This is a genomic window from Kluyvera sichuanensis (assembly GCF_014218705.1).
GTDB classification, from domain to species: Bacteria; Pseudomonadota; Gammaproteobacteria; order Enterobacterales; family Enterobacteriaceae; genus Kluyvera; species Kluyvera sichuanensis.
The window spans coordinates 24,874-46,379 of the sequence record NZ_JABBJF010000035.1; the positions used below are offsets into that span (position 1 = coordinate 24,874).

Annotated in this window: 19 protein-coding genes and 1 pseudogene; 15 read left to right on the plus strand and 5 right to left on the minus strand. The window is 55.7% G+C overall.

Going from position 1 to position 21,506, the window contains the following annotated elements; all coding sequences use genetic code 11:
- Window positions 1–32: 32 nt before the first annotated feature.
- Together yhdP and tldD are read left to right on the plus strand one after the other, a co-directional pair.
- Window positions 33–3,839 carry an AsmA2 domain-containing protein YhdP gene (gene yhdP, locus HII27_RS23500; RefSeq protein WP_185669797.1) on the plus strand — a complete coding sequence of 1,269 codons (3,807 nt, stop codon included), beginning with the start codon at window positions 33–35 and terminating at the stop codon, window positions 3,837–3,839.
- A 101-nt stretch (window positions 3,840–3,940) separates the two neighbouring features.
- Window positions 3,941–5,386: a metalloprotease TldD gene (tldD, locus tag HII27_RS23505; protein WP_185669798.1), complete on the plus strand. Its 1,446-nt coding sequence runs from the start codon at window positions 3,941–3,943 to the stop codon at window positions 5,384–5,386.
- A gap of 81 nt (window positions 5,387–5,467) precedes the next feature.
- Here tldD and aaeR read toward each other — a convergent pair whose 3' ends face one another.
- The gene (aaeR, locus tag HII27_RS23510) at window positions 5,468–6,394 is read right to left on the minus strand and encodes an HTH-type transcriptional activator AaeR (protein ID WP_185669799.1); all 927 of its coding nucleotides are present in this window, start codon (window positions 6,392–6,394) and stop codon (window positions 5,468–5,470) included.
- A gap of 129 nt (window positions 6,395–6,523) precedes the next feature.
- Here aaeR and aaeX point away from each other — a divergent pair, with 129 nt between their 5' ends.
- The 3 genes and pseudogenes from aaeX to aaeB form a co-directional block, all read left to right on the plus strand.
- Window positions 6,524–6,727 carry a p-hydroxybenzoic acid efflux pump operon protein AaeX gene (aaeX, locus tag HII27_RS23515; protein WP_035891204.1) on the plus strand — a complete coding sequence of 68 codons (204 nt, stop codon included), beginning with the start codon at window positions 6,524–6,526 and terminating at the stop codon, window positions 6,725–6,727.
- A 7-nt stretch (window positions 6,728–6,734) separates the two neighbouring features.
- Window positions 6,735–7,667 (plus strand): p-hydroxybenzoic acid efflux pump subunit AaeA, encoded by a 933-nt coding sequence (gene aaeA, locus HII27_RS23520; protein ID WP_185669800.1) that lies wholly within the window; start codon window positions 6,735–6,737, stop codon window positions 7,665–7,667.
- Between the two features lie 5 nt (window positions 7,668–7,672).
- Window positions 7,673–9,484: pseudogene (gene aaeB, locus HII27_RS23525) on the plus strand (p-hydroxybenzoic acid efflux pump subunit AaeB); the annotation flags it as partial.
- A gap of 10 nt (window positions 9,485–9,494) precedes the next feature.
- Here the strand turns inward: aaeB and HII27_RS27455 are convergent.
- Window positions 9,495–10,871 carry a CoA transferase gene (locus HII27_RS27455; protein WP_185669802.1) on the minus strand — a complete coding sequence of 459 codons (1,377 nt, stop codon included), beginning with the start codon at window positions 10,869–10,871 and terminating at the stop codon, window positions 9,495–9,497.
- Window positions 10,872–10,971: 100 nt separating this feature from the next.
- Between HII27_RS27455 and HII27_RS23535 the strand changes: the two genes are divergently transcribed.
- On the plus strand, window positions 10,972–12,426 hold the full coding sequence (locus tag HII27_RS23535; RefSeq protein WP_185669803.1) for an NAD-dependent succinate-semialdehyde dehydrogenase: 1,455 nt from the start codon (window positions 10,972–10,974) through the stop codon (window positions 12,424–12,426).
- Window positions 12,427–12,453: 27 nt separating this feature from the next.
- On the plus strand, window positions 12,454–12,729 hold the full coding sequence (locus tag HII27_RS23540; RefSeq protein WP_185669804.1) for a barstar family protein: 276 nt from the start codon (window positions 12,454–12,456) through the stop codon (window positions 12,727–12,729).
- Between the two features lie 53 nt (window positions 12,730–12,782).
- Here HII27_RS23540 and yhcN (HII27_RS23545) read toward each other — a convergent pair whose 3' ends face one another.
- The 3 genes from yhcN (HII27_RS23545) to argR form a co-directional block, all read right to left on the minus strand.
- Window positions 12,783–13,049, minus strand: a complete 267-nt coding sequence (gene yhcN, locus HII27_RS23545) for a peroxide/acid stress response protein YhcN (RefSeq protein ID WP_185669805.1) — start codon at window positions 13,047–13,049, stop codon at window positions 12,783–12,785.
- Between the two features lie 100 nt (window positions 13,050–13,149).
- A complete protein-coding gene (gene yhcN, locus HII27_RS23550; protein ID WP_185669806.1) occupies window positions 13,150–13,413 on the minus strand; it encodes a peroxide/acid stress response protein YhcN in 264 nt (87 codons plus the stop codon).
- Between the two features lie 376 nt (window positions 13,414–13,789).
- Window positions 13,790–14,260 (minus strand): transcriptional regulator ArgR, encoded by a 471-nt coding sequence (gene argR, locus HII27_RS23555; protein ID WP_185669807.1) that lies wholly within the window; start codon window positions 14,258–14,260, stop codon window positions 13,790–13,792.
- 455 nt (window positions 14,261–14,715) lie between these two features.
- On the opposite strand from argR, the gene mdh reads away from it, so the two are divergent.
- The 8 genes from mdh to HII27_RS23595 all read left to right on the plus strand — a co-directional run.
- Entirely contained in the window at window positions 14,716–15,654 is a 939-nt protein-coding gene (gene mdh / locus HII27_RS23560) for a malate dehydrogenase (RefSeq protein ID WP_185669808.1), read from the plus strand.
- 121 nt (window positions 15,655–15,775) lie between these two features.
- Window positions 15,776–16,405 (plus strand): GntR family transcriptional regulator, encoded by a 630-nt coding sequence (locus tag HII27_RS23565; protein WP_185669809.1) that lies wholly within the window; start codon window positions 15,776–15,778, stop codon window positions 16,403–16,405.
- The gene (locus tag HII27_RS23570; protein WP_185669810.1) at window positions 16,392–17,057 is read left to right on the plus strand and encodes a GntR family transcriptional regulator; all 666 of its coding nucleotides are present in this window, start codon (window positions 16,392–16,394) and stop codon (window positions 17,055–17,057) included. Before HII27_RS23565 ends, HII27_RS23570 begins: the two co-directional genes overlap by 14 nt.
- A 205-nt stretch (window positions 17,058–17,262) precedes the next feature.
- Window positions 17,263–18,531 (plus strand): SLC13 family permease, encoded by a 1,269-nt coding sequence (locus tag HII27_RS23575; protein WP_185669811.1) that lies wholly within the window; start codon window positions 17,263–17,265, stop codon window positions 18,529–18,531.
- 32 nt (window positions 18,532–18,563) lie between these two features.
- The gene (gene ttdA, locus HII27_RS23580) at window positions 18,564–19,463 is read left to right on the plus strand and encodes a L(+)-tartrate dehydratase subunit alpha (RefSeq protein WP_185669812.1); all 900 of its coding nucleotides are present in this window, start codon (window positions 18,564–18,566) and stop codon (window positions 19,461–19,463) included.
- Complete coding sequence (gene ttdB / locus HII27_RS23585; RefSeq protein WP_185669813.1) at window positions 19,463–20,080, plus strand: L(+)-tartrate dehydratase subunit beta; 618 nt, start codon at window positions 19,463–19,465, stop codon at window positions 20,078–20,080. The genes ttdA and ttdB overlap by 1 nt, the downstream gene beginning before the upstream one ends.
- Window positions 20,081–20,217: 137 nt before the next feature.
- The gene (locus HII27_RS23590; protein ID WP_185669814.1) at window positions 20,218–20,457 is read left to right on the plus strand and encodes an oxaloacetate decarboxylase subunit gamma; all 240 of its coding nucleotides are present in this window, start codon (window positions 20,218–20,220) and stop codon (window positions 20,455–20,457) included.
- A 15-nt stretch (window positions 20,458–20,472) separates the two neighbouring features.
- Window positions 20,473–21,506: pyruvate carboxylase subunit B (locus tag HII27_RS23595; protein WP_185669815.1), on the plus strand; the 1,034-nt coding region annotated here is incomplete at its 3' end.

Below are 21,506 nucleotides of genomic sequence, written 5' to 3' on the forward strand. Positions count from 1 at the left end.
TACGCAGCCTGCTGCGACCCAAGGAGAGATGCGTGAGGCGATTGCCGGGGATTTTGCTGCTCACCGTAGCCACACTGATTGTCGTTGTCGCGCTGCTGGTGAGCGGCCTGCGTCTCGCCTTGCCGCATCTGGATAAATGGCGCCCTGAACTGCTGAGCAAAATTGAAGCGGTGACCGGGCTGCCGGTATCCGCTTCACAGCTACACGCCAGCTGGCAAAACTTTGGCCCGACGCTGGACGTGCGCGATATTCATGTCGCCATGCACGATGGCGGCACGCTGGATATCAAACGCGCTTCCATGGCGCTCGATGTCTGGCAAAGCCTGCTGCACATGCGCTGGCAGTTTCGTGAGCTGACCTTCTGGCAGCTGCAAATCCACACCAATACCCCGCTGCAAAATAACGACGGTGGCGATAGCCTTAAGAGCGATAGCCTTGGCGATCTGTTCCTGCGTCAGTTTGACCACTTCATCCTTCGCGACAGCCACTTAAGCTTCCTGACCCTCTCCGGGCAGCGCGCCGAGCTGGCCATTCCCCAGCTGACCTGGGTGAACGATGACAACCGCCACCGTGCCGAAGGGGAGCTGAGCCTCTCCAGCCTTACCGGGCAGCACGGGGTGATGAAGGTTCGTATGGATCTGCGCGATGAAAACGGCCTGCTGAACAAAGGGCGCTTATGGCTCCAGGCGGACGATATCGACGTGAAGCCGTGGCTCGGCCAGTGGATGCAGGACAACATTGCGCTGACCAGCGCCCGCTTCAGCCTTGAAGGCTGGGCGTCGCTGGATAAAGGCGAAATCGCCAGCGGCGACGTTCTGCTTAAGCAGGGCGGTGCCAGCTGGCAGGGCGATCAGCAGGAACATCATCTGGCGGTAGATAACCTCACCGCGCACCTGTCGCGTGAGAAAGAGGGCTGGGAAGTTCGCATCCCTGATACCCGTATTACCATCGACGATACGCCGTGGCCACGCGGTGCGCTGGCGCTGGCGTGGATCCCGGCGCAAGAGGTGGGCGGCCCGAATCATCAGCGTAGTGACGAATTGCGCATTCGCGCCAGCCATCTTTCACCTGCAGGGCTGAACGGCCTGCTGCCGATTGCTGAAAAACTCTCACCTGAGGTTGCCGATATCTGGCGCACCGCCCAGCCTGCGGGCATGGTCGATACGCTGGCAATTGATATTCCGCTGCAGGACACCGGTAAAACGCGCTTTAACGCGAGCTGGAATGACCTCGGCTGGAAGCAGTGGAAGCTGCTGCCCGGCGCAGAGAATGTCTCCGGGTACGTTACCGGCGGCGTAGAGAATGGTTCGCTGCATGTGGCGATGAAAGACGCGAAGATGCCGTACGAACACGTCTTCCGCGCGCCGTTGGAGATTGCCAAAGGCGCCGCGACCCTCAACTGGGTCAATGACGATAGAGGGTTCATGCTCGATGGGCGTGACATTGACGTAACGGCGACGGGCGTTCGCGCCGCCGGTGGTTTCCGCTATCTGCAACCGAAGGACGATCAGCCGTGGCTGGGCATTCTGGCCGGTATCAGCACCGACGACGGCGGGCAGGCCTGGCGCTACTTCCCGGAAAACCTGATGGGGACGAAGCTGGTTGACTACCTGAGCGGCGCCATCAAAGCCGGTAAGGCGGAGAACGCCACCCTGGTTTACGGCGGCAACCCGCATCTGTTCCCGTACGAGCATAACGAAGGTCAGTTCCAGGTCTATGTGCCGCTGCATGATGCGACCTTCGCCTTCCAGCCGGACTGGCCTGCGCTGACCAACCTGAATATCGAGCTTAACTTTATCAATGCTGGTCTGTGGATGAAGGCGGATAAAGCGGCGCTCGGCGGCGTAACCGCCAGCAATCTTGACGCGGCGATCCCGGACTACGCCAAAGAGAAGCTGCTGATTGATGCTGATATCAACGGCCCAGGCAAAGCCGTCGGCCCGTATTTCCAGCAGACGCCGCTCGACAAATCCCTCGGCGCGACCCTTGAGGAACTCCAGCTTGATGGCGATGTGAGCGCCCGCTTACATCTTGATATTCCGCTGGACGGCGAGCGGGTAAAAGCGACCGGTAACGTCGCGCTGAGCAACAACAGCCTGTTTATCAAACCGCTCGATAGCACGCTGCATAACCTTAAAGGCCGCTTTAGCTTTGATAACGGCAACCTGACGAGCGAACCGCTGACCGCCACCTGGTTCAATCAACCGCTGAACGTCGATTTCACCACCAAAGAGGGCGAGAAATCTTATCAGGTGGGCGTCAACATGCAGGCGGACTGGCAGCCAGCGAAAACGGGCGTGCTGCCAAAACAGCTTAACGATGCGCTTAAAGGCAGCGTGCCGTGGAAAGGTAACGTCGCTATTGAACTACCGTATCACGGCAGTGCGAGCTACAAGGTGGGCATCACCAGCGATCTGCAAAATCTGAGCAGTAGCTTACCGTCTCCGGCAGATAAAGCGGCGGGTAAATCGTTGCCCGTGAAGCTCAACGTCGACGGGAACCTACACAGCTTTGTTCTGACTGGGAACGTCGGGCCGGAAAACCATCTCAATAGCCGCTGGCTGCTGGGGAAAAAGCTGACGCTGGAGAGCGCTATCTGGGCTTCGGATAGCCGGACGATTCCGCCGCTGCCGCAAACGCCGGGCGTTGAATTGAATATGCCGCCAATGGACGGCGCGCAGTGGCTGGCGCTGTTCCAGCACGGCGCGGCCGATGGTGTGAGCTCCGCGGCTGCGTTCCCGGAAAACGTTACGCTGCGCACTCCGTCGCTGACCTTTGCGGGTCAGCAGTGGAATAACCTGAGCGTGGTGTCCCAGCCGACGGTAGACGGCACCCGCGTGGAAGCTCAGGGGCGTGAAATTAACGCCAGCCTGACGATGAAAAACCACGCGCCGTGGCAGGCTGCCGTGCGCTATCTCTACTACAACCCATCAGCGAACCCTTTGGCGCAGGCTACCTCAGACAAGATGCTCAGCACCGCTGCCGCCAGCAGCGCCATTGATTTCCGTGGCTGGCCCGATCTGCAGCTGCGCTGCGCCGAATGCTGGCTGTGGGGGCAGAAATATGGCCGCATCGACGGTGATTTCAATGTGAAGGGCGACACCCTAACGCTTGCCAACGGGCTGGTGGATACCGGCTTTGGCCGCTTAACCGCCGATGGCGTCTGGGTAAACTCGCCGTCCGGGCAGCGCACCTCGCTGAAAGGCAAAATTCATGGCAATAAGATTGATGATGCGACGGCTTTCTTCGGGGTTTCGACGCCGATTCGCGATTCTTCCGTTGATGTAGACTACGATTTACATTGGCGCGATAAACCGTGGCAGCCAGACGTCGCTTCGCTTAACGGCATTCTGAAATCGCACGTTGGCAAAGGGCAATTCACCGATCTGTCGACCGGACATGCCGGGCAACTGCTACGTCTGCTGAGCGTTGATGCGCTGCTGCGTAAGCTGCGTTTTGACTTTAGCGACACCTTCAGCGAAGGCTTCTACTTTGATTCCATCCGCAGCACCGCGTGGATCAAAGACGGCGTACTGAACACGGATGATACGCTGGTGGACGGCCTGGAGGCGGATATCGCCATGAAAGGGTCGGTTAACCTGGTGCGCCGCGAGCTGGATATGGAAGCCATCGTTGCGCCGGAAATTTCGGCGACGGTCAGCGTGGCGACGGCTTTCGCGGTGAACCCGATTATTGGCGCCGCGGTGTTTGCTGCGACCAAAGTGCTGGGGCCGCTGTGGAACAAAGTGTCGATACTGCGCTATCGCATCACCGGCCCGATTGATAAGCCTCAGATTAACGAAGTGCTGCGCCAGGCGCGCAGCGACAAAAAGCCATGATTTGACGCAAGCCTTGAATTGCCTCAATCTCATAAGACAAACACCCGGAATACCGGCCCGAAATGCGTGAGGCGCGCGGGCCATTAACGAGTAGCGAAATAATGAGTCTAAACCTGGTAAGTGAACAATTGCTGGCAGCGAACGGCCTGAACCATCAGGATCTGTTCGCCATTCTTGGTCAACTCACGGAGCGTCGTCTGGACTATGGCGATCTCTATTTTCAGTCCAGCTACCACGAATCCTGGGTTTTAGAAGATCGCATCATTAAAGATGGTTCTTACAATATCGACCAGGGTGTTGGGGTGCGTGCGGTGAGCGGTGAGAAAACCGGCTTCGCCTACGCCGACCAGATTAGCCTGCTGGCGCTGGAACAGAGCGCGCAGGCAGCGCGTACCATCGTGCGCGATGCGGGTAACGGTAAAGTGCAGACGCTGGGTGCGGTTGAGCACCCTGCGCTCTATACCTCGCTGGATCCGCTGCAAAGCATGACCCGCGAAGAGAAGCTGGATATTCTGCGCCGCGTTGACAGCGTCGCGCGCGCGGCGGACAGCCGCGTGCAGGAAGTGACGGCGAGCCTGACCGGCGTCTATGAACTGATTTTGGTTGCCGCGACCGACGGTACGCTGGCTGCCGATGTGCGCCCGCTGGTGCGCCTGTCAGTTAGCGTGCAGGTGGAAGATGACGGTAAACGCGAGCGCGGCGCCAGCGGTGGCGGCGGTCGCTTTGGCTATGACTACTTCCTTGCCGACCTTGACGGCGAAGTGCGCGCCGATGCCTGGGCGAAAGAAGCGGTGCGCATGGCGCTGGTGAATCTCTCTGCGGTGGCTGCGCCTGCGGGTACGCTGCCGGTGGTGCTGGGCGCGGGCTGGCCGGGCGTACTGCTGCATGAAGCGGTCGGTCACGGTCTGGAAGGCGACTTCAACCGCCGCGGCACCTCGGTCTTCAGCGGCCAGATGGGCCAACTGGTGGCTTCTGAACTCTGTACCATCGTGGATGATGGCACGATGTCTGACCGTCGCGGCTCCGTAGCGATCGACGATGAGGGGACGCCGGGCCAGTACAACGTGCTGATCGAAAACGGGATCCTCAAAGGCTATATGCAGGACAAGCTTAACGCACGTCTGATGGGCGTTGCGCCTACCGGTAACGGCCGCCGCGAATCCTACGCGCACCTGCCGATGCCGCGTATGACCAACACCTACATGCTGGCCGGGAAATCCACGCCGCAGGAGATCATTGAATCCGTCGAGTACGGCCTTTACGCGCCAAACTTTGGCGGCGGCCAGGTGGATATCACCTCCGGTAAGTTTGTCTTCTCCACCTCGGAAGCCTACCTGATTGAAAACGGTAAGGTGACCAAGCCGGTGAAAGGGGCGACGCTTATCGGTTCCGGTATCGAAACCATGCAGCAGGTCTCGATGGTTGGTAACGATCTGAAGCTGGATAACGGTGTGGGCGTCTGCGGCAAAGAAGGCCAGAGCCTGCCGGTTGGCGTTGGCCAGCCAACCCTGAAAGTGGATAATCTGACGGTGGGCGGCACTGCCTGATCTGAAAAAAATGCACCTCATTTTGAGGTGCATTGATGTCTGTTTGTAGGCCGGATGGCGCTTCGCTTGTCCGGCCTGCGTCTATTCCTTTCTTCTTCCCCGCATCCCCTGGAACAGCCTCGCCACTTCGACAAAATAGTCGGTCAGATAGTTAATACAGACCTGCACCTTGAGCGGCAGCTTGTCCTTTTCGGTATACAGCGCGTACACCGGGCGAGGATCGGACTGATAGCGCGGGAATAAGATCTCCAGCTCACCGCTGTTGATCTCATTGATCACCCACATCAGCGGCACGTAGGCAATGCCCGCACCGGCCACCAGCCAGCGGGAGATGGTCATCGGATCGTTAGTGACAAATCGGCCTTCCGGCAGCAGCCTGGTCGACAACCCTTCGGGGGCAATCAGCTCAAATTCGTTATCGGGACGCACGCTATATTCCAGCCATGAATGGTTACTCAGGTCCGCCGGCTTTTCGGGCACGCCAAACTGCGCGAGGTATTTCTTCGACGCGCAGACGACCATCGGCATGCTGCCAAGGCGCCGGGAGAAGAGGCTGGAGTCCTGCAGCGCACCCACGCGGATCACCACGTCCAGGCCGTCGGCAATCAGGTCCGGCGCCGGAATGCCCGTCACCAGATTCACCGTTAAACCTGGATACTCTTTCAGCATCTCCGCCGTCATGGCAGCGAGGACATTTTGTGCCATAGTTGAAGAACAACCAATGCGCAGCGTGCCAATTGGCGTGTTGTTAAAAGCGTAAAGCTGCTCGTGAACATCCTGAACTTCGAACAGCATGCGGCGGCAGCCCTGGTAGTAAATTTTACCGGCTTCGGTTAAGCCAATGCTGCGAGTACTGCGGTTAAGCAGTTTGACCTGCAGCTCATCTTCCAGTTTAGAGACAGTCTGGCTGATGGACGAAACGCTCATTTGTAGCTGGCGCGCCGCGGCGGTAAAGGAGCCTTGCTCGACCACTTTGGCAAACACCGACATCCGTTTTAGTCGTTCCATTGTTCACTCTGGCTTAAAAGTGATTTGCATCACACTATGTAGATAAGGCGATAACAGTTACGTTAAAATACTGTTAGCTGAATAATTAAAGTTCCAATCTCACCTGCACGCTAGTCTAGTAAGGTCAACATGAGCCTGTTTCCTGTCATCGTGATTTTCGGTCTCTCATTCCCGCCGATTTTCTTTGAGCTGCTCTTATCGCTCGCCATTTTTTGGTTGGTGCGTCGCGTGCTGACGCCGACCGGGATCTACGACTTTGTCTGGCATCCTGCGTTGTTCAACACCGCACTGTACTGCTGCCTGTTTTATCTAATATCACGTTTGTTCGTCTGAGGTAGATGTGAAAACACTAACAAGAAAAATCTCCCGCACCGCTATTACGGTGATACTGGTCATCCTGGCGTTCATCGCGATTTTCCGCGCCTGGGTCTATTACACTGAATCTCCGTGGACGCGCGATGCGCGTTTTAGCGCGGACGTTGTCGCTATTGCCCCTGACGTTTCCGGCCTGATTACCGACGTACAGGTCAAGGATAACCAACTGGTTAGCAAAAATCAGGTGCTGTTTATCATTGACCAGCCACGCTACAAGAAGGCGCTGGAAGAGGCCGACGCTGACGTGGCCTATTATAAAGCGCTGGCCGATGAAAAAAGCCGTGAAGCCGGGCGCCGTAATAAGCTGGGCGTCATCGCGATGTCGCGCGAAGAGATTGACCAATCCAATAACGTTCTGCAAACCGTGCTGCACCAGCTTGCTAAAGCGCAGGCGACCCGTGACCTGGCGCGCCTCGACCTTGATCGTACGGTGATCCGCGCCCCGGCAGATGGCTGGGTGACTAACCTTAACGTCTATGCCGGTGAGTTTATCACCCGCGGCTCGACGGCGGTGGCACTGGTCAAACAGCACTCCTTCTACGTGATGGCCTACCTTGAAGAGACCAAGCTCTCAAGCGTCCGTCCGGGCTACCGTGCCGAAATTACCCCGCTGGGCAGCAACCATGTGATTAAAGGCACCGTTGATAGCGTCGCGGCAGGCGTGACGAACGCCAGCAGCAGCGTTGACAGCAAAGGGATGGCGACCATCGACTCTAACCTCGAATGGGTTCGTCTGGCCCAGCGCGTGCCGGTGCGTATTCGTCTGGATGAAGAGACGGGCAACCTGTGGCCTGCGGGTACTACTGCCACGGTGGTCATCACCGGCGAGAAAGATCGCGATGCCAGCCGCATGAGCTTCTTCCAGAAGCTGGCGCTGCGCCTGCGTGAGTTCGGTTAATCGCCATGGGCATTTTTAGTATTGCCAACCAGCACATCCGCTTTGCCGTCAAACTGGCATGCGCGGTGGTGCTGGCGCTGTTTGTCGGCTTTCACTTTCAGCTTGAAACGCCCCGCTGGGCGGTACTGACTGCCGCTATCGTGGCGGCTGGCCCGGCCTTTGCTGCAGGTGGGGAACCCTATGCAGGGGCGATTCGCTATCGTGGGATGCTGCGTATTGTCGGCACCTTTATTGGCTGTATTGCGGCGCTAGTGATTATCATCGCCATGATTCGCGCGCCGCTGCTGATGCTGTTGGTCTGTAGTATCTGGGCCGGTTTCTGTACCTGGATCTCCTCGCTGGTGCGCGTGGAGAACTCCTATGCCTGGGGGCTCTCCGGCTACACGGCGCTGATTATCGTCATCACCATTCAGGCCGAACCGTTGCTGACGCCGCAGTTTGCCGTTGAGCGCTGCAGCGAGATCGTGCTGGGGATTATCTGTGCGATCGTCGCCGATCTCCTGTTTTCGCCGCGATCGATCAAAAAAGAGATCGATAACGAACTCGACGGTATCCTCATCGATCAATATCGCCTGATGCAGCTGTGTATCAAGCACGGCGACAGCGATGAAATGGACAAGGCCTGGCTGGCGCTGCTGCGGCGTACGGCAGCGCTGGAAGGGATGCGCGGCAACCTGAATATGGAGTCCTCACGCTGGGCGTGGGCCAACCGCCGACTGAAGGCGCTGAATACCGTTTCGTTGACCATGGTGACCCAGGCTTGTGAAACCTTCATCATGCAAAACTCGCGGCCTGAGCTGGTCACTGACGCCTATCGCGAGCTGTTCGAAGAGCCGGTTGAGACGGTGCAGGATGTTCATCGTCAGCTTAAACGGATGCGCCGCGTGCTGGCGTGGACAGGCGAGCACGATACGCCGGTCACTATCTACAGCTGGGTAGGGGCCGCGACGCGTTATCTGCTGCTCAAGCGCGGGGTGATTGGCAATGCCAAAATCAGCGCCCGCGAAGAAGAGATCCTGCAAAGTGAAGTGGTGGTGCGCCCGGAATCCGCCGAGCGTCACCACGCGATGATTAACTTCTGGCGCACCACGCTCTCCTGCGCGCTGGGCATTCTGTTCTGGCTGTGGACCGGCTGGACCTCCGGTAGCGGGGCGATGGTAATGATCGCCGTGGTCACCTCGCTGGCAATGCGTCTGCCGAACCCGCGCATGGTGGCGATAGACTTTATCTACGGCACCATCGCGGCGCTGCCGCTGGGGGCGCTCTATTTCCTGATCATCATTCCCGCGACCCAGCAAAGCATGCTGCTGCTGTGTATTAGCCTGGCGGTGATGTGCTTCTTTATCGGTATTGAAGTGCAAAAACGGCGGCTGGGCTCGATGGGGGCACTGGCCAGTACCATCAACATCCTGGTGCTGGATAACCCGATGACCTTCCACTTCAGCCAGTTCCTTGATAGCGCATTAGGGCAGATTGTTGGCTGCTTCATGGCGTTTATCGTTATTCTGCTGATCCGCGATAACTCCCGCCTGCGTACCGGGCGCGTGCTGCTGAACCAGTTTGTGTTTGCGGCGGTATCGGCGATGACCACCAATATGGCGCGTCGGAAAGAGAACCATCTGCCGGGGCTCTACCAGCAGCTGTTCTTACTGCTGAACAAGTTCCCCGGTGATATTGCCAAGTTCCGCCTGGCGCTGACGCTGATTATTGCGCACCAACGTCTGCGCGATGCGCCCATTCCGGTGAATGACGATCTGTCGGCGTTCCACCGCCAACTGCGCCGCACGGCTGACAAGGTGATCTCTGCCAGCAGCGACTCCGGGAGCCCTACCACCATTCCGCGCGATGCGCCCCTAACGGCATGGCCGGCATCGCAAACGCCATCGGTGTTTGTGCAAGTTCCAGCGCGCTGTTGAAGTAGCTTAACTCGCCGAATGGTCCCTGCTCGGTCACCATACAACGGGTAATCGCCGCTTCGCTTGGTGGCGCAATCGTCTGATAATCCGCCTGCTTGCCCAACTGTTGCAGCCACGTCGCCGTCCGGCACAATGACACATCTACCCGCCATGCACCGCCTTCATTACGCTGACGCTCCAGCGCCATCAACACGCCAAGCGTGGCGAGATAGCCGCTGAGATAATCATTCGGATAGGTTGGCCCCAGCACCGGCTGGCCTGCGCCGCCCTGGGCTACCGCCATACCGGTCACGGTCTGAGCAAGCTGCTCGAAGCCCGGCCGTGTTTTCCACGGCCCACGATGGCCGTAGCAGTTCAGGTTAACCGCAATGATTTGGGGATTGATCTGCGCCATCTCTTCATCACTCAGGCCATAGCGGGCAAGCGCGCCGGGACGGTAGCTTTGCACAAACACATCGCCTTCGCGGACCAGCTTCGCCGCCGTCTCGCGACCTTCGGCGGTGGAGAGTTCAAGATACGCGTTGCGTTTGCCGTGGTTGGTATCAACGTCGAACGGCAAAATACGTGGGCGATAAGGGGATGAAAGGTGCAGTACATCGGCACCCATTTGCGCCAGGCCGCGGGTCGCTGTTGGCCCAGCGATCACGTGGGTGGCGTCCAGCACGCGCAGCGACTTCAGCACCCGTGGCGTGTCGTAACGGCGGGCTTTCGGTGCGCTATCGGTCATCCGTGTCAGGCGAATCAGCGGCTCCTGACTCACCGCCAGCCCCTGCGGATGTGCCAGCCACTCTTCACGACTGCGGGCAATGGCAGCGCACAGCCCAGCGTCGGCAATGGTCTGCTCCAGCTTTTGCGCCTCCCACTTCGCCACGGCCTGCGCCACGCGGCTACGGTTATTGGGCACGTCGAGAATATCCAGAATGCCATCACGCAAACGCGGATAGCCGCCGTGCAGGAAAATCCAGCGGTTGTCGGCGGTGAGATAGAAATCAGTGGTGGGGTAGTCCGGGTCATTGTACTGCCAGTTATAGCCGTTCTGCTGCTGGAAGGTGACCGCGTGGGTTGAGGCGGCAGCGCTATGGCAATCAACGGTAATTTCCTGCTGCTTACCTCGCAGCACATCGAGCATCAGCCCTTGTAGCGCTAGCGCGGAGGCGGCCGCCTCTCCAATGGCAAACGGCGTCGGATAGACCGGTTCTGTACCGGTGAACGTCACGCGATCGCTCGCCAGATGTGCCAGCCCAAGCTCGTGGCACAGCTTATCAAAAACAGGATATTCACGTTTCACCGCAGGCTCCTTTCCGTTAATAAGACTATCGTTATTCTGACAACTATTACGCTAAAAGCGATAGCTATACTTAGATGGAAACACTTTTCAGGAGGGTGTAATGACCACGCAAGCATGGCAGGACAACGATCTCTTTCAAACGGGCTACCTGGTGAACGGCGAATGGCATCAGCTCGACACCACCTTTGATGTGCTCAACCCCGCGACGGGCGAGGTCGTCGCCAAAGTCGCGAAGGCCGGAAAGCAGGAAACGGAACAGGCGATTGCCGCCGCCGCCCGCGCGTTCCCACTCTGGCGGGGGAAAACGGCGAAGGCGCGATCGGAGCTGCTGTATCGCTGGTATCAGCTCATCATCGAACATAAAAGCTGGCTGGCGAAACTGATGACCATCGAACAGGGCAAACCGCTGAAAGAGGCGGAGGGCGAGGTGGACTACGCGGCGAGCTTTATCCAGTGGTTTGCCGAACAGGGAAAACGGGCTAACGGCGAGATAATTCCACCGGCGAAGCCGGGTTCACGCATTCTGGCAACCCGCGAGCCTATCGGGGTGGTGGCGGCGATTACGCCGTGGAACTTCCCGATGGCGATGCTCACCCGTAAGCTTGGCCCAGCGCTGGCGGCTGGCTGTACCGGGGTGATTAAACCCGCCAATAACACGCCACTGTGCGCGTTCGCACTGCTGGTGCTGGCGAAGAAAGCGGGGATTCCGGACGGGGTGCTGAACGCCGTGGCGGGGAATACGCTGGAGATTAGCGATGCGATTATGGCAAGCCATGACGTGCGAAAAATCTCCTTTACCGGATCAACCTCGGTGGGCAAAACGCTGGCGCGTAACGCTGCGGAAACCATGAAGAAAGTCTCTATGGAGCTCGGCGGCAACGCGCCGTACATCGTCTTTGAAGATGCGGATATTGATGCTGCCGTACAGGGTGCTATCGCCAATAAGTTCCGCAACGCCGGACAGGTGTGCGTGAGTGTAAACCGTTTTTATATTCACGACAGCGTGTATGAGCGCTTCGTCAGCCAGCTTGCCGCCGCCGTGAAGGCGCTGAAGGTGGGGAACGGGCTGGATGACGGCGTGATCGTGGGGCCATTGATTGAGGCCGCGGCGGTTAAAAAAGTGCGCGAACACGTTGAGGATGCTGTAGCGAAAGGAGCCAAAGTGCTAGCTGGTGGGCAGCCGCATGCGCTGGGCGGTAACTTCTGGCAGCCGACGGTGCTGGGTGACTGTCAGGAAAAAATGCTGCTGGCGCAGGAGGAGACGTTCGGTCCTCTGGCGGCCTGCTTCCGTTTTAGCGATGAAGACGAAGTTATTCAGCGCGCGAATAATACGCCTTACGGCCTGGCGGCCTATTTCTACACTCAGAACTTGTCCCGCGTCTTCCGTGTCTCGCAGGCGCTGGAGAGCGGTATGATCGGCATTAACGAATGTGCCGTTTCAACCGAGCTGGGGCCGTTTGGCGGCGTGAAGGAGTCGGGGCTTGGGCGTGAAGGTTCAGTACTGGGGCTGGAAGAGTACCTCGAGGTGAAAACGCTGCACATTGGGGGACTTTAGTCTGTTGAATAGGGGAGAGGGCGTAAGATGAAAATCTATACTTTTGATTTTGACGAGATAGAGGATCAGGGCGATTTTTATCGGGAGTTCGCCCGTCTTTTTGCCCTCGATCGTGAGTCGATTCGCGATCTGGACGCGCTCTGGAGCGTGGTGACCGGCAATGTAATACCGCTACCGCTGGAGATTGAATTCCTGCACATGGACGATAAGCAGCGACGACGCTACGGCGCGCTGATTCTGCTGTTTGATGAAGCGGAAGAGGAGTTGGAAGGCATGCTGCGGTTTAACGTTCAGCGCGGATAAAAAAAGCCCTCGCCGAAAGGCGAGGGCAAGTCGTCGGACAAGACGACGAGGGTTTATTTGTACAGTTCAGCCGTAGCGTGCGAGCTGTCGCCGGAACGGGCTTCGATAATGCGGTAGCTGCTAGCGCCTTCTTTCTCTGCTTTTGCGGCTAACTGGCTACGCATATCCATTGGGTCGCTACCTATCTGTGAAACGGAAACGGTGCCGATGGACTGTAGGTTCTGTGCCTGATCTGCACTCACCTGATGTACTGCGGCGCTTGCGCCGAAAGAGAGTACGGATGCCAGACCAAGGGATGCGATGATAATTGCGCTTTTCATATACTTTACTCCTCACCTTATTTTGCAGCGGTGAGAGGATGCTGATGCTTATTCCTGGGACCGCTGGGGATATTTTTTTTCAATACCGACGTACTGCGTCTTATTTATACAGTTCAGCCGTTGCATGCCAGCGATCGCCAGTACGCGCTTCAATGATGCGGTAAGACGATGCACCTTGTTCTTCCGCTTTCTTGTTCAGCATCTCATGCATATCCATCGGGGTTGAACCGACGGAACCAATGGAAACGGTGCCGATTGACTGACGGGTTTGTGCCTGGTCGCTGTTGATAGAATCAGCGGCGAAAGCGCCAAACGAGATAACGGATAGGATGCTCAGAGCGGCAACGGTAGTTTTGATTTTCATGATACTCACCTCGTCGAATTTTTTTGGAAGGCCTTTGTTTTGTGACCCTCATCACGAAATTAAGTATACACTAATCACATGAAATATTAATACCCCGCTAATTGTTTCTCGTGTAATTACTTGTCAGGAATCGTCATTTTTAGAACATATACGTATAAAAAAACGCATATTTTGGCAAAGTTGTCGGCCAATAATGCGTAAAATCAAAAAGATAGGATAATTTGATGTTTTGTGCGCTTAAGTCGGGATATATTCACTGCATCTATGTGAATGCACAAAGAATCGCACTAAATGTTAACGGAACGGCAGTGAAAACGGCGGGGCGTTGGCGGGAAAACAGACTCCTCCGGAGGAACCAGAGGAGTATCGCGAGGGATTACAGTTCCTGTTCGAACAGAACCTGAATGGCCTCGTAGAGATCTTTAACAGTGAAACCCCGAGCAGGCGTGGTGAAGATCGTGTCATCACCGGCAATGCTGCCGAGAATCCCTTCCGCTTTGCCCAGCGAATCCAGCAGACGTGCAATCAGCTGCGCCGCACCAGGGCTGGTATGAATGACGACGACAGCGTCATTGTAGTCAATATCCAGAACCAGGTTCTTCAGTGGGCTGGAGGTGGTTGGCACGCCCAGCTCAGCAGGCAGGCAGTAAACCATTTCCATTTTGGCGTTGCGGGTACGCACTGCGCCAAACTTCGTCAGCATGCGGGAGACTTTGGACTGGTTGATATTATCGAAGCCTTCTTCCTGTAAGGCCTGAACAATTTCGCCCTGAGAGCTAAATTTTTCTTCCTTCAGTAATGCTTTAAAGGCTTTAACTAATTCTTCTTGTTTAGTGGAACTTCGCATAAGTCACCTGACTATGGTGGTGAAATTAACATTATTATGCATATAGGTGAATTTTTATGCAAAACAATTTATCCCAAGGGGCTAGGCCAAATAGAGAAAGGCGGGATTTTAGCAAAAATTAGACCTAAGAAACATGCCTATATCACGGGATCCAAATAAGTTAAAAGTAAATGAATTGTTATTAAATTGCTGTTGTTTTACGCAACATGCTGAGTATATTGTAATCGATAGTTGATGAAAGTTTGGTTTCGTAGATAGACCTTTTTCTGGGAGTAGTGCGGTAACGCCAGCAATGCTGCTGGAGGCTCCGCATTCTGTAAGCAATTATATTGTAATTATTTACCTTGTGAATTAAGGTCGCCGCAACGGAGTAACAACAGGTATCTCTTGCGTCGGTTATGCGGTCCACGACAGGTTATTACCTGAATGTCATTAACCATAATAAGGAGTTTAGGATGAAAGTCGCAGTCCTTGGTGCCGCCGGCGGTATTGGCCAGGCGCTTGCCCTACTACTAAAGACCCAACTGCCTTCAGGTTCAGAACTCTCCCTCTATGATATTGCCCCCGTCACGCCTGGCGTGGCTGTCGATCTCAGCCATATTCCTACTGATGTGAACATCAAAGGTTTCTCCGGTGAAGATGCGACGCCTGCGCTGGTAGGGGCGGATGTTGTCCTGATCTCTGCCGGGGTAGCTCGTAAGCCCGGTATGGATCGCTCCGATCTGTTCAACGTTAACGCCGGGATTGTCAAAAACCTGGTGCAACAAATCGCAAAAACCGCGCCTAAAGCCTGCATTGGTATCATTACCAACCCGGTGAACACCACCGTGGCGATCGCCGCCGAGGTGCTGAAAAAGGCGGGCGTGTACGACAAAAATAAACTGTTCGGCGTGACCACGCTGGATATCATCCGCTCCAATACCTTCGTCGCTGAACTGAAAGGTAAAAAATGCGGCGACGTCGAAGTTCCGGTTATCGGCGGCCACTCCGGCGTCACGATTCTTCCTTTATTGTCGCAAATCCCAGGGGTCAGTTTCTCCGAGCAGGAGGTGAATGACCTGACCAAACGTATCCAGAATGCGGGTACCGAAGTGGTGGAAGCAAAAGCCGGCGGCGGGTCAGCCACGCTGTCCATGGGCCAGGCTGCAGCACGCTTTGGGCTGTCTCTGGTTCGCGCCTTGCAGGGCGAGAAAGGGGTGGTTGAGTGTGCCTATGTTGAAGGCGATGGCGAATACGCTCGTTTCTTCTCACAGCCGCTGCTGCTCGGCAAAAACGGGATTGAAGAACGTCAGTCTATTGGCAAACTGAGCGCTTACGAGCAGCAGGCGCTGGAAGGGATGCTGGATACGCTGAGAAAAGATATTCAGCTTGGCGAAGATTTTATTAATAAATAGTGTGTGATGCCGGAACGTTCGTTCCGGCTTCTTTCGGGCCGCGTGCCCGCAAACAGGTTGCTCGATCAAACGTTAAATCTGCTAAACTCCCCGCGTCTTATTGGTTATCAACGAGAACGTCGTGAAAAAGATCCAAAGAAAGCAAACTCGCGATCACATTACCCAAATGCTGCGCTATGAGATTCTCTCCGGCAATATTCGTGCAGGAGAAGAGCTGGCGCAGGAGAGTATTGCTGAGCAGTTGGGGCTTTCTCGCATGCCGGTTCGCGAGGCACTGCAGTCGCTTGAGCAAGAAGGATTTTTGATCCGTTTGCCCAATCGGCATATGCAGGTTGCCCATCTTGAGCCCGACCATGTCAGCCATATTTTTCGCGTTATTGCGGTGATGGCTGCAGAGTTGTTTACGCTTATTCCGTCAACGGCATCAGACGTGCTGAGCGCTCGCGCCCAGGCGCTGGCGAGCGGGCAAGACAAAACGCTTGAGCTTGAGTTTCACCTTGCGCTGATTGCTTATGTTAACAATCGCTATCTTGAGAAAGCCTATCAGCAGTTCCTGGATGGCTATATCTCCTATGTGATTCTACATCTGAAGGAAGAGTGCCAGGAGTCAGCGTTGCTGCTGATGGAACTCAGCGCGGCGATAGGCCGGGGCCAACACGACGAGATTGTGCAGGCTACGCAGCGTTATTTCCTCTCTTTAGCGGAAATAATGCGTCAACATATGAAGGATTGGGAAAGTGCAGAAGCCTAAATTAGGGAAAATTAAGCTTCTTTCAGCGAAAGAACAGGTAGCTGCGGTGCTGCGTAAGGCTATTCTGTCGCGGGAATTAGTAGAGGGTCAGGAGATTACCCTGGAAGGGATCGCTGGAATGGTTGGCGTATCCAGCATGCCAGTACGCGAAGCGTTTCAGATTCTGGCCGCCGATGGGTTAATTAAGGTTCGCCCTAATAAAGGCGCGGTGGTTTTAGGGATCAACGAGCAGACGATTCGCGAGCATTATGAGATCCGTGCTCTGCTTGAAAGCGAGGCCGTTGCTAAAGCCTCTCGCCCCGGAACCGATATTTCGCGTATTGCACAGGTGCATTACGCGGCAGAAAAGGCGCTGGCCGCCAATAACTCCGCTGAATACTCAGACCTGAACCAGGCATTTCACATGGAAATCTGGAATGCGGCAGGCAATGAAAAGATGAAAGTACTGCTTTGTAACATGTGGAATGGACTCTCAATGGGCCACAAGGTTACCGAAGAAGAGTATGCCGAAATTTCCATCCAGGAACATAAAAGTATTCTGCAAGCCCTTGAAATTCATGATGAGACGTTGGCCCGGCAGCGTATGCGCGCACACATTATCCGTTCTATGGAGAATATGCTGACGCGCTACGTTGAAGAGCCCACATCCTGATCTTCCCGCCTGCGTATCACCGCAGGCGATAGCCTTCTGACCCTAATTTCATCGTTGACCGTCAGGATCGTATGACGATCTTGACGCAGATCTCAATCCTGAAGCTTTCCTGAAAAACGAATTGACTTAGTTTTTGTATGGGAATAATTTTGCCTCGTCAATATTGGATACAATATCATATATCATTGATAGGATAATTATAAACATGGAACCTATTACCATCACCCTATGCTTACTGGTGTTTGCCATTGCAATGTTCGTTTGGGAAAAAGTGCCGCTTGCGGTCACCTCGATGATCGTCTGCGTGGCGCTTGTTCTCACCGGTGTCCTCGATCTGAAGCAGGCGTTTTCCGGCTTCATCGATACCAACGTCATCCTCTTTGTGGCGATGTTTATTGTCGGCGGCGCGCTGTTTGAAACCGGCATGGCAAACAAAGTCGGCGGCGTGATTACCTATTTTGCAAAAACGGAGAAGCAGCTGATCTTCACCATCATGGTGGTGGTTGGCGTGATGTCCGGTTTTCTCTCCAACACCGGCACTGCGGCGGTGCTGATTCCGGTTGTCATTGGCGTGGCGGCTAAATCGGGATTTACCCGCTCCCGCCTGCTGATGCCGCTGGTTTTTGCCGCCGCGCTGGGCGGTAACCTGTCGCTGATTGGCGCGCCGGGCAACCTGATTGCGCAGTCGGCGCTGCAGAATATTGGCAGCGGTTTTGGCTTCTTTGAGTACGCTAAAGTCGGTCTGCCGATGCTGGTTTGCGGCATGATTTACTTCCTGACTATTGGCTATAAATTCCTGCCAAATCATCCCAACAACGGCGAAGTTGGCAGCATTGGCGAGCAGCGTGATTACAGTCACGTGCCGCGCTGGAAGCAGATCCTGTCACTGGTGGTGCTGATCGCCACGATCCTCGGCATGATTTTCGAAAAACAGACCGGGATTAGCCTTGCGGTTGCCGGTTGTATCGGTGCACTGGTGCTGGTTGTTAGCGGTGTACTGACGGAAAAACAGGCCTATAAGGCGATTGATTCACAAACTATTTTCATCTTCGGTGGCACGCTGGCGCTGGCAAAAGCGCTGGAAATGACCGGGGCTGGCAAGCTGGTAGCGGACTACGTAATTGGCCTGCTCGGGGACAGTTCCTCACCGTTTATGCTGCTGGTCGTGGTGTTTGCTCTGTCGGTTATCATGACCAACTTTATGTCCAATACCGCAACTGTTGCGCTGTTGGTGCCGGTGAGCCTCTCCATCGCCGCAGGCATGGGTGCCGACCCGCGCGCCGTGCTGATGGCAACGGTCATCGGTAGTTCCTGCGCCTATGCCACACCTATCGGGATGCCCGCCAATATGATGGTGCTCTCCGCTGGCGGCTATAAGTTCGTCGATTACGCCAAAGCCGGTATCCCTCTAATCATCGTTTCCACCATTGTCAGCCTGATTCTGCTGCCAATCCTTTTCCCTTTTCACCCGTAATTTACGGACGCTGTTCTGACTAAGGAGTATTTATGAGCAAACGTGAGCAGATATCCCATATGACCGATGTTATGGCCAAATTTGTGGGATATACCGGTAAAGTCTTACCTGATGACGTCACGGTCAAACTGGAAGAATTACAGAAAAAAGAGACCAGTCAGCTGGCGAACGTCATCTTCACCACCATGTTCGATAACCAACGTCTGGCTAAGGAGTTAGATCGTCCTTCCTGCCAGGATACCGGCGTTATCCAGTTCCTCGTGGAGTGCGGTGCGAACTTTCCGCTGATCGGCGAGCTGGAGGCCTTGCTGCGTGAAGCGGTAATCCAGGCGACGGTTGACTCTCCGCTGCGCCATAACAGCGTTGAGACCTTTGACGAATACAACACCGGCAAAAACGTCGGTAAAGGCACGCCAACGGTGTTCTGGGAAATTGTTCCTGATTCTGACCAGTGCAGTATTCACACTTACATGGCGGGCGGCGGCTGCTCGCTGCCGGGGAAAGCGATGGTGCTGATGCCGGGAGCAGGCTACGAAGGGGTGACCCGTTTCGTGCTGGACGTGATGACCAGCTATGGCCTGAACGCCTGTCCGCCGCTGCTGGTGGGCGTTGGGGTGGCCACCTCTGTTGAGACGGCAGCGCTGCTGTCGAAAAAAGCGCTGATGCGTCCGGTTGGGTCGCGCAACGACAATGAACGAGCGGCTTCGCTGGAGAAAATGCTGGAAGACGGCATCAATAAGATTGGCCTTGGTCCGCAGGGCATGTCCGGTAATACCTCAGTCATGGGCGTCAATATTGAAAATACCGCTCGCCATCCTTCTACCATCGGCGTGGCGGTTAACGTCGGCTGCTGGTCGCACCGTAAAGGTCATATCGTTTTCGATAAAGATCTGAATTACACCATCACCTCTCACACAGGAGTGACTTTCTGATGACTAAAAAAATTCTCACCACGCCGATTAAAGATGAAGATTTAGCGGATATTAAGGCGGGCGATATTATTTACCTCAACGGTCATATTGTTACCTGTCGTGACGTGGCGCATCGCCGCTTAATTGAAGGCGGTCGCGAACTGCCGGTGAATATTGACGGCGGCGCAATTTTGCATGCTGGTCCGATTGTTCGGCCAATAAAAGGTTCTGACGATAAATTCGAAATGGTCTCCGTTGGCCCAACTACCAGTATGCGCATGGAGAAGTTTGAAAAAGAGTTTATTGCTAAAACCGGCGTGAAGTTAATTGTTGGCAAAGGCGGTATGGGCAAAGGCACTGAAGAGGGTTGCTCGGAGCATAAGGCGCTGCACTGCGTGTTCCCTGCGGGCTGTGCGGTGGTGGCGGCGGTCTGCGTTGAAGAGATTGAGGATGCGCAGTGGCGCGATCTCGGTATGCCGGAAACGCTGTGGGTTTGCCGGGTTAAAGAGTTCGGCCCGTTAATTGTTTCGATTGATACGCATGGTAATAACCTGTTCGAGCAGAACAAAGTTATTTTCAACCAGCGTAAAGAGATCGTCGCGGATGAAATTTGTCAGCACGTGAGTTTTATTAAATAAGCTAATTGCACGGTAATGGTTGCTGCTTCACATTTGAATAAATGAGGTTTCCGATCGGGGGCGATCCGGAAAATTCACTCTTATTATTCATCGCGTGGGCAGCGCCATTATTGTGCCTTCTTTTTGAAGGCCATTTTATGACTGCTGCCGTACTGCTGGGTGAAGGCTTCACCCTGATGTTCCTCGGGATGGGATTCGTGCTGGCGTTTCTGTTCCTGCTTATTTTCGCTATTCGCATGATGTCCACCGCCATCGCCCGTTTCTTCCCCGAGCCCGTCGCCACTCCCGCGCCGCGCGCCGTGCCCGCCGTGGATGACTTCACCCGCTTAAAGCCGGTGATTGCCGCGGCCATTCACCATCACCGTCTTAACGCTTAAGTTCCGGAGGGAACCATGACTCTCGCTATTACCGATGTCGTCCTGCGCGACGCCCATCAGTCCCTGTTTGCCACCCGTCTGCGCCTTGATGACATGCTGCCCATTGCCGCTCAGCTTGATGACGTCGGCTACGGCTCGCTCGAATGCTGGGGCGGTGCCACCTTTGACGCCTGCATCCGTTTCCTCGGCGAAGACCCGTGGCTGCGCCTGCGCGAGCTGAAAAAAGCCATGCCGAAGACCCCGCTGCAGATGCTGCTGCGCGGGCAGAACCTGCTCGGCTACCGTCACTATGCCGACGATGTGGTCGAGCGCTTTGTCGAGCGGGCGGTGAAAAACGGCATGGACGTGTTCCGCGTTTTCGATGCCATGAACGACCCGCGCAATATGAAAGCCGCCCTGCAGGCGGTGCGCAGCCACGGCGCCCATGCCCAGGGCACGCTCTCCTACACCACCAGCCCGGTGCACACCCTGCAGACCTGGCTGGACCTGACCGAACAGCTGCTGGAAACCGGCGTTGACTCTATCGCCATCAAAGATATGTCCGGCATCCTGACCCCGATGGCGGCCTATGAGCTGGTCAGCGAAATCAAAAAACGCTACGACGTACGGCTGCATCTGCACTGCCACGCCACCACCGGGATGGCGGAGATGGCGCTGCTGAAAGCCATTGAAGCCGGCGTTGACGGTGTGGATACCGCCATCTCTTCGATGAGCGCCACCTACGGCCACCCGGCTACCGAAGCGCTGGTCGCCACGCTGGCCAGCACTGAGCATGACACCGGGCTCGACATTAACAAACTGGAAAATATCGCCGCCTATTTCCGCGAGGTGCGCAAAAAATATCACGCCTTTGAAGGCCAGCTGAAAGGCTATGACAGCCGCATTCTGGTGGCGCAGGTGCCGGGCGGCATGCTGACCAACCTGGAAAGCCAGCTGAAGCAGCAGAACGCGGCAGACAAGCTTGACCTGGTGCTGGCGGAAATCCCCCGCGTGCGCGCAGACCTCGGCTTTATTCCACTGGTGACCCCGACCTCGCAGATTGTCGGCAC

Bases quoted from the DNA above. Each gene is read 5' to 3' on its own strand.
- tldD (WP_185669798.1), top strand. From the start codon at position 3,941: ATGAGTCTAAACCTGGTAAGTGAACAATTGCTGGCAGCGAACGGCCTG.
- aaeR (WP_185669799.1), bottom strand. From the start codon at position 6,394: ATGGAACGACTAAAACGGATGTCGGTGTTTGCCAAAGTGGTCGAGCAA.
- aaeX (WP_035891204.1), top strand. From the start codon at position 6,524: ATGAGCCTGTTTCCTGTCATCGTGATTTTCGGTCTCTCATTCCCGCCG.
- HII27_RS23535 (WP_185669803.1), top strand. From the start codon at position 10,972: ATGACCACGCAAGCATGGCAGGACAACGATCTCTTTCAAACGGGCTAC.
- HII27_RS23540 (WP_185669804.1), top strand. From the start codon at position 12,454: ATGAAAATCTATACTTTTGATTTTGACGAGATAGAGGATCAGGGCGAT.
- yhcN (WP_185669805.1), bottom strand. From the start codon at position 13,049: ATGAAAAGCGCAATTATCATCGCATCCCTTGGTCTGGCATCCGTACTC.
- yhcN (WP_185669806.1), bottom strand. From the start codon at position 13,413: ATGAAAATCAAAACTACCGTTGCCGCTCTGAGCATCCTATCCGTTATC.
- argR (WP_185669807.1), bottom strand. From the start codon at position 14,260: ATGCGAAGTTCCACTAAACAAGAAGAATTAGTTAAAGCCTTTAAAGCA.
- mdh (WP_185669808.1), top strand. From the start codon at position 14,716: ATGAAAGTCGCAGTCCTTGGTGCCGCCGGCGGTATTGGCCAGGCGCTT.
- HII27_RS23575 (WP_185669811.1), top strand. From the start codon at position 17,263: ATGGAACCTATTACCATCACCCTATGCTTACTGGTGTTTGCCATTGCA.
- ttdA (WP_185669812.1), top strand. From the start codon at position 18,564: ATGAGCAAACGTGAGCAGATATCCCATATGACCGATGTTATGGCCAAA.
- ttdB (WP_185669813.1), top strand. From the start codon at position 19,463: ATGACTAAAAAAATTCTCACCACGCCGATTAAAGATGAAGATTTAGCG.
- HII27_RS23590 (WP_185669814.1), top strand. From the start codon at position 20,218: ATGACTGCTGCCGTACTGCTGGGTGAAGGCTTCACCCTGATGTTCCTC.